This window comes from Thermobifida fusca NBRC 14071 = JCM 3263, assembly GCF_001592045.1.
Taxonomy (GTDB): domain Bacteria; phylum Actinomycetota; class Actinomycetes; order Streptosporangiales; family Streptosporangiaceae; genus Thermobifida; species Thermobifida fusca.
This window is the reverse complement of the sequence record NZ_BCWB01000057.1, coordinates 1-6,731: the sequence shown is the minus strand read 5'-3', so window position 1 is coordinate 6,731 and position 6,731 is coordinate 1. Positions and strand designations below refer to the sequence as shown.

General features: G+C 68.2%; 8 protein-coding genes. 1 reads left to right on the top strand and 7 read right to left on the bottom strand.

From position 1 onward, the window contains the following. Both TF1_RS14235 and TF1_RS14230 read right to left on the bottom strand, forming a co-directional pair. Positions 1-1,041 (bottom strand): FecCD family ABC transporter permease (locus tag TF1_RS14235; protein ID WP_061783977.1); only part of this gene is annotated, 1,041 nt, incomplete at its 3' end. Further along, complete coding sequence (locus TF1_RS14230) at positions 1,038-2,105, bottom strand: heme/hemin ABC transporter substrate-binding protein (protein WP_011292809.1); 1,068 nt, start codon at positions 2,103-2,105, stop codon at positions 1,038-1,040. The genes TF1_RS14235 and TF1_RS14230, both read right to left, overlap by 4 nt. A gap of 230 nt (positions 2,106-2,335) precedes the next feature. On the opposite strand from TF1_RS14230, the gene TF1_RS14225 reads away from it, so the two are divergent. Continuing rightward, on the top strand, positions 2,336-3,124 hold the full coding sequence (locus tag TF1_RS14225; RefSeq protein WP_011292810.1) for a hypothetical protein: 789 nt from the start codon (positions 2,336-2,338) through the stop codon (positions 3,122-3,124). Positions 3,125-3,251: 127 nt separating this feature from the next. Here the strand turns inward: TF1_RS14225 and TF1_RS14220 are convergent, their stop codons facing one another. The 5 genes from TF1_RS14220 to TF1_RS16000 form a co-directional block, all read right to left on the bottom strand. Beyond that, complete coding sequence (locus TF1_RS14220) at positions 3,252-3,494, bottom strand: DUF3039 domain-containing protein (protein ID WP_011292811.1); 243 nt, start codon at positions 3,492-3,494, stop codon at positions 3,252-3,254. Positions 3,495-3,546: 52 nt separating this feature from the next. Next, positions 3,547-4,131 carry a YqgE/AlgH family protein gene (locus TF1_RS14215; RefSeq protein WP_016189112.1) on the bottom strand — a complete coding sequence of 195 codons (585 nt, stop codon included), beginning with the start codon at positions 4,129-4,131 and terminating at the stop codon, positions 3,547-3,549. 88 nt (positions 4,132-4,219) lie between these two features. Then, positions 4,220-5,632, bottom strand: coding sequence for an NAD-dependent malic enzyme (locus tag TF1_RS14210; protein WP_011292813.1), 1,413 nt, complete (start codon positions 5,630-5,632; stop codon positions 4,220-4,222). Positions 5,633-5,796: 164 nt separating this feature from the next. Then, positions 5,797-6,519, bottom strand: coding sequence for a cytidylate kinase-like family protein (locus tag TF1_RS14205; protein ID WP_011292814.1), 723 nt, complete (start codon positions 6,517-6,519; stop codon positions 5,797-5,799). A 101-nt stretch (positions 6,520-6,620) separates the two neighbouring features. Beyond that, positions 6,621-6,731 (bottom strand): tetratricopeptide repeat protein (locus tag TF1_RS16000; protein ID WP_156482511.1); only part of this gene is annotated, 111 nt, incomplete at its 5' end.

The following is a 6,731-nucleotide window of genomic DNA, read 5'->3' as shown; positions in this document are numbered from 1 at the left end:
GACCAGTGCGGTGATGATGCCCAAAGGCACCTCCTGGGGGGCGGCAGCGACCCGGGCGACCAGGTCCGCGGCGACGAGGACGAGGGCGCCGCCCAGCACGCTCGCTGGGAGCAGTACGCGGTGCCCCGGCCCGGCGATCATCCGCACCATGTGGGGCACGACCAGGCCGACGAAGCTGATGATCCCGGCGAACGCCACGGCAGACGAGGTGAGCATCGCGATGACGACGATCAGCGCCTGGCGCATCCGCTCTACGTCGACGCCCAGGTGGCGGGCCGGGCTTTCGCCGAGGGAGAGCAAGTCGAGGCGGCGGGCGAAGAACGGTGCCGCGATGATCCCCGCCACGGCCAGCGGCAGCGCGGCGGCCACTTTGGACCAGGTGGCCGCGGCCAAGCTGCCCATCTGCCAGTTGGTGATCGACCGCAGTTCCGCGTCTTCGGAGAAGTAGGTGGCGGCGCCGATGAGCGCCCCGGCGACCGCGTTGACCGCGATCCCGGTGAGCAGCAGGGTGACGACCTCGGTGCGTCCCCCCGAGCGGGACAGCACGTAGACGAGCACGGTGGTGACCATCCCGCTGAGGAAGGACGCGACGATGACCGTCCAGTACCCCAGCGCGGAAGCGCCGAGCGCGATGATGAGGACCGCGCCCACGGTGGCGCCTGAGGAGACCCCGATGACGCCGGGCTCGGCGAGCGGGTTGCCGAAGATGCCCTGCATCATGGCCCCGGCGAGCGCCAGGGAAGAACCGACGATCATGGCGAGGACGACGCGGGGGAAGCGGACGTTCCACAGCACCTCGTCGGCGAGCGGGTCGGCGGCCTCACCCCAGTCGAGGCCCAGGCCGCGGAAGACCGATCCGGCGACTTCGAGCGGGGGAATGTGGTAGGCGCCGATGCCCGCGGCGACGAGGGCCACGGCGCCGAGGGCGATGGCGAGGACGGTCAGCAGGACGGTGCCGCGCAGCACGGTGGCGCGGCGGACCTGGGTGCTGTCGGGGCGGGAAGCGGGGAGCGGGTCCGCCTGCTTGGCGGCGAGGGTCATTGGGCCTCCCCTTCGTGCATGGCGATGAGGTCCTCGGCCATGGCTTTGAGCACCTGCGGGGTGCGGGGCCCGAAGCCGAGCAGGAGGCCGTCTTCGTAGGCGAGGACGCGCCGCTCCTTGCCCGCGGGGGTCTGGGAGATGCCGGGGATCTTCAGCAGACCGTCGATTCCGCCGACCGACTTCAGTCCTCCGGTCATGACGAGCAGGATGTCGGGCTGGGCGTCGATGAGGGCTTCGCTGGTGATCGGGGTGAACGCCCGGTCCAGGCCGATCGCGGTGCCCGCGTCTTCGAGGCCGAGTTCGGCAACGAGCGCGTCGGCGCCTGATCCGGGGCCGCCCAGCAGGTAGACGCCGGCGCTGCCGCGCAGGTAGAGGAAGGCGACGCGGGAGCCGCGGAGGGACTCCGGCAGGCTGTCCCGGACTTCAGCCATCTGGTCTTGGACCCGTTGGACGAGCTGTTCTCCCCGCTCCGGAACACCCAGCATTTCGGCGACTTCGGTGATGCGGGTGTACATCCCGTCCAGGGACCACACTTCGTCGAGGATGACCAGGGTCACCCCGCTGTCGCGCAACTGCTCGATCGCTTCGTAGGGGCCGGTCCAGGTGTCCGCGATGACCAGCGTGGGGTTCAACGAGAGCACGCCTTCGACGGAGATGTCGTGCCCTTGGGTGACCACGGGCAGGTCTTCGGCTTCCGCGAAGGTGGCGGTGGAGTCCCGGCCTATGACGTTGTCGCCCAGGCCCAGGGTGTAGATGATCTCGGCGACACCGCCGTTGAGCGGCAGGATCCGGCTGACGTCGGTGACTTCGACCTGCTCGTAGGTGAGCGGGGTGTCGGCGGTGCGGTTCGCCACCGGGACGACCGAGTCCACGGTGACAGGGAGCGAAGGGTGTGCTTCGCCTTCCAGGGGTTGCAGTCGGTTTTCTTCGAGTGACGGTATGGAGTCGTCGTCGCTGGCGGGTGCCGAGCAGGCCGTGAGCGCGGCGAGGAGGGTGAGCAGGAGCACCGCGCTGTGTTTCAGGATCCGGCGCATCCGGTGTTGGGGAGAGGGGTGAGATGGCATGGGAGTCCCATCGACTGGAAGGGCCGCGGGTCGATGAATGCGCTGGTCGTCACCGTGAGCGTGATAATGACGACCTGTCGTCACAATCTTGACAACCCCGTGCCCTGGTGGTGCACTATCAGAGCCGATCAGGACTTTTAGGTTAGCCTAAGCATATTGACGCGCCCCCGGTGCCCTCGATCCTCCGCACCGTAGGGTCACGTTTCGTCAGGAACGGAGAACCCGCCCCCATGTTCACCATCGTCAGGAGATTTCTGAGCGCTGCCGCCCTTGTCGGCCTGGTGGCGCCGCTCGCGGTCCTGACCGGCTCTGCTGCCTGGGCCGTCCCCGCTGCCCCGAGCGGCGGGCCGAGTTTGACGGTCTCGAAAACCTCGGGGCTCAACCCCGACGGCGAGCAGGTCACTGTGACCGGGAGGGGATACGACACCTCCAAGGGCATCTACGTCTCCTTCTGCGACATCTCCAACGCCAACGCCACCACCCCGCCCGGCCCCTGCATCGGCGGCGTCGACATGAGCGGGGAGAGCGGCTCCTCCGTGTGGATCTCGTCCAACCCTCCCCCCTACGGTCAGGGGCTCGCCCAGCCCTACGAGGGTGAAGGCAAGAACGGGTCGTTCACCGTCCAGCTGACTGTCAAGGCCAAGGACGAGTTCACCGACTGCCTGGCGGAAGGCGTGCAGTGCGCCGTCGTGACCCGCAACGACCACACGCGTTCCTCGGACCGCAGCCAGGACGTGTTCGTCCCGGTGACCTTCGCCGGCCAGGACGACACCGGCAGCGGCTCAGGCTCCGGCGACGGCGCCGGTGACGGGCAGACCGTCGGTACGACGAACAACGGCGGCACCCCGGCCGCGGGCGGAGGCGGAACGAGCAGCGGCGGTAAGGACGGCACCCTGCCGACCACCGGAATCGACTTCGCCCCGTTCGTCCTCGGTGCGCTCGCGGTGACCGGGGCGGGAGTGGCCGCGCTCCTCCGCGCCCGACGCCTGCGCCTGGAAGGCGGCAACAGCTCCCGGTAGCCGGACCCGCTGGTCCGCATCCCGCACCCCACCGGTATCGGGGCATACGCATGAGGCCCGCACACGCGGGCCTCATGGGTCTTTCTTCAGTGATGGAACGCTGCTCTGCGGGCGCCCCGCTGCCACCTCAGGACAGCATCTCGTCGTAGATCTTCTGGCACTCGGGGCAGACCGGGAACTTCTTCGGGTCCCGGTTGGGCACCCACACTTTGCCGCACAGCGCAATCACCGGCATGCCGGTCACCGCGCTCTCGGTAATCTTGTCCTTCTGCACGTAGTGGGCGAACCGCTCGCGGTCGCCGCCGTCGTGCGAGATATCCGGGCGAGTCTCGCTTTCCGGAATGACCTTGGTCATCACGTCCATGGTCATCGTGTCCTCACACCTCCTCGGTCTCTGTCCACGGTATCGGGTGCGCGGCCGATCAGTTCAGTGTCGGGTCGTGGGGGAAGGTGGCCACGAAAGCGAGCTCCCCGCCCTGGCGCCGCAGCACCCGCGACCACAGTCCCCGGGGATCGGCGCAGAACACGTCATCAACGGTCGCTGGGAGAACATACCAGGCTCCCTGGTCAATCTCGGCTCGGAGCTGACCGGCGCTCCACCCCGCGTATCCGGCGAAAACCCGCATCTGGCGCAGCGCGTCAGCGACGAGCTGCGGCGGGGTGTCCAAATCCACCGTGCCCAACCCGTTCGGCCACGTCTTCGCGTCCATCGCGTCCAGCGACTTCCACCCGAGGGGACGCTGCCCGTCGTCCGGTACCGCCAAGGCCAGACCAGCATCCTGACCGACCGGGCCTCCCGCGAACATCACCGCCGGTTGGCTGACGTGCTCCCCCCACTCCGCGAGAACCTCGCCCACCCCTAGTTCGGAAGGACGGTTGAGGATCACCCCGAGCGTCCCCTCATCCGGGGTGTCGTCGATCACAAAAACCACGGAGCGGTAGAAGTTCGGGTCCTCCAGGAGCGGAGTGGCAACGAGCAGCGCCCCGGTCAGACTCAGCCGATCCATGTGTGCTTCCATACCCGGCCCCGTTCGCTACCTCACGCACTGTTGGGCACTGTCTGCTCAACAATGCCCTGATTCGTGCAGTTGTGCTCTAGTTCTCGTGTCTTTCCACGCCGCCCTCCCGGAGCGCCACTTCGCGGACCGCTTCCGCCACCCGCTGCGCCAGTCCCGGGTGGAAGACGCTGGGGATGATGTAGTGCGGGCTCAATTCTTCTTCGGTGACCACCGCAGCGAGCGCACTCGCGGCAGCCAGCATCATGTCCGGGGTCACCCGGTGGCTCTGCGCGTCCAGCAGGCCGCGGAAGAACCCGGGGAAGACCAGCACGTTGTTGATCTGGTTGGGGTAGTCGCTGCGCCCGGTAGCGACGACGGCGGCGTGCAGGGCAGCGATCTCCGGGTCCACCTCCGGCTCCGGGTTGGCTAGCGCGAAGATGATCGCGTCCTCGTTCATCTCCGCGATCTCCTCCCCGGAGAGCAGGTTGGGCGCCGACACCCCGATGAAGACGTCGGCTCCGCGCACCGCGCCCGCCAGGTCGCCCGCATAGCCGTCCGGGTTGGTGTGCTCGGCGATCCACCGCAGGTTGGCGTCGAGGTCGCCCCGCCCCTGGTGGACAGCGCCGTGGACGTCGCAGACGACCACGTCTTTCGCTCCGGCGTGGAGCAGCAGTTTGAGGATCGCGGTCCCTGCCGCACCAGCGCCCGACATCGCGATGCGCACACTGCCGAGCTCCTTGCCGACCACGCGCAGCGCGTTCTTGAGCGCGGCCAGCACCACGATCGCGGTGCCGTGCTGGTCGTCGTGGAACACCGGGATGTCCAGCAGCTCCCGCAGCCGGGCCTCTACTTCAAAGCAGCGGGGAGCAGAAATATCTTCCAGGTTGATACCGCCGAACCCCGGAGCGATGAGCTGCACGGCGCGCACGATCTCATCGGTGTCCTGGGTGTCCAAAGCGATCGGCCAGGCATCGATGTCGGCGAACCGTTTGAATAGGGCTGCTTTGCCTTCCATGACCGGCAGTGCCGCTTCGGGGCCGATATTGCCCAGGCCGAGCACCGCTGAACCGTCGGTGACCACGGCCACGCTGTTGCGTTTGACGGTGAGGCGTCGGGCATCCTCCGGGTTGGCCGCGATTGCCGCGGAGACCCGGGCCACCCCGGGGGTGTAGGCCATGGAGAGCTCGTCGCGGTTGCGCAGCGGCACCTTCGACCGCATCTCGATCTTGCCGCCCAGGTGCATGAGGAACGTGCGGTCGCTGACCTTGTGGACGGTGACGCCCTCGACCGCGTCCAAGGCTTCGACGATCGCCTGGGCGTGGTTGGTGTCGCGGGCCGCGCAGGTGACGTCGATACGCAGCCGCTCGCGCCCAGAGGAGTTCACGTCGAGCGCGGTGACGGCACCGCCCACACGTTCCACGGCATTGGTGAGGCTGCTCACAGCGCTAGCGCGTCCGTCGATCTCCAGACGGACCGTGATCGAATACGAGACGCTGGGAAGGCTGGCCACGGGAAACTCCTCGTTGTGTCTCAGGGTCGACCGTGCGGACAGGTCGCTACCAGGGGGGATCGGCCCGTGCGGAGGGCTGCAGCGACCACTGGCCGAGGCGGGAGGCGAGCACGCGGGACGGAGGACTGGCGTGGGATCCGGATGAGCGTGGTGCGGGCGCCGGATCAGACGGGAGTGTCCGTTCGGCCTCGGTGTGCTTCCGCGCGCTCTCGTGCCAGACGTTCGATGATATCGACACACGTCGAGTGCGCGATCACCGTCGTGTCCAAGACCACCTGGTAGTGCTTGGGGTCAGCAGGGTCGGTCCGATAGAAGCGCCGGACATAGGCGCTGCGCGCCCGGTCGTTGGCGTCGAGGTCGCGCAGTGTAGGGGGACGCCACGGTCCGGGGTCCGCTTCTCCCCGGTGGAGTGCTTCGAACCGTGCCGCCTCGCGCAGTGCGACCGCTTGCCGGAGCCGCCGCTCCCTGGGCCCGTCGAGCCGGACGTGGAGCGCAGTGGGATGGTCGGCGAGGACCAGCGCTCCGGCCCGGCCGAGAATCACCCCGCCGCTCTGCCCGACCGCCGTGATCACCCGTTCCGTGTGCGCCACGAACTCCTGGTCGTAGAGGACTTTGCCTTCGGCGGTGGTGGGACCCAGCAGGACCGGGTCAACGCCGCTGAAGGTGACACTGGGGAACCGTGCCGCGCTGACCAGGAGCCGTTCCAGGCCGACCGGGGCGCGGTCGTCGTATTCGAGAGCCTCCGCCAGGGGACAACCCAGCCGTTCCGCGACCTCCTCAGGGATCGCCCGGTCCAGGAAAGGGACACCCAGCCGTTCCGCTACCGCGGGTCCGATCACACTTCCCGCGGCACCGTAGGTCGCGGAGATCGTCACCACGGGAGCCATCGCAGACCGCCTTCCATTGTATTTATGGGGTTTTTACCCCGTGGAAGGCTGCTTAGCCGGGGACCGTAGCACCGGTCCCCGGAATCCGGGCCGGGCGTGGTTTAAAAGAGCGCGGACGTCAGATTGCGCCGCGCCTTGGCAACCCTCGGGTCTCCTGCCGGAAGCATCTCGAACAGGCCGAGCAGGTGCTTGCGCGCCCGGTCCCGATCGTC

Coding starts and splice junctions, on each gene's coding strand:
- TF1_RS14225 (WP_011292810.1), top strand. CDS start 2,336: ATGTTCACCATCGTCAGGAGATTTCTGAGCGCTGCCGCCCTTGTCGGC.
- TF1_RS14230 (WP_011292809.1), bottom strand. CDS start 2,105: ATGCCATCTCACCCCTCTCCCCAACACCGGATGCGCCGGATCCTGAAA.
- TF1_RS14205 (WP_011292814.1), bottom strand. CDS start 6,519: ATGGCTCCCGTGGTGACGATCTCCGCGACCTACGGTGCCGCGGGAAGT.
- TF1_RS14215 (WP_016189112.1), bottom strand. CDS start 4,131: ATGGATCGGCTGAGTCTGACCGGGGCGCTGCTCGTTGCCACTCCGCTC.
- TF1_RS14220 (WP_011292811.1), bottom strand. CDS start 3,494: ATGACCATGGACGTGATGACCAAGGTCATTCCGGAAAGCGAGACTCGC.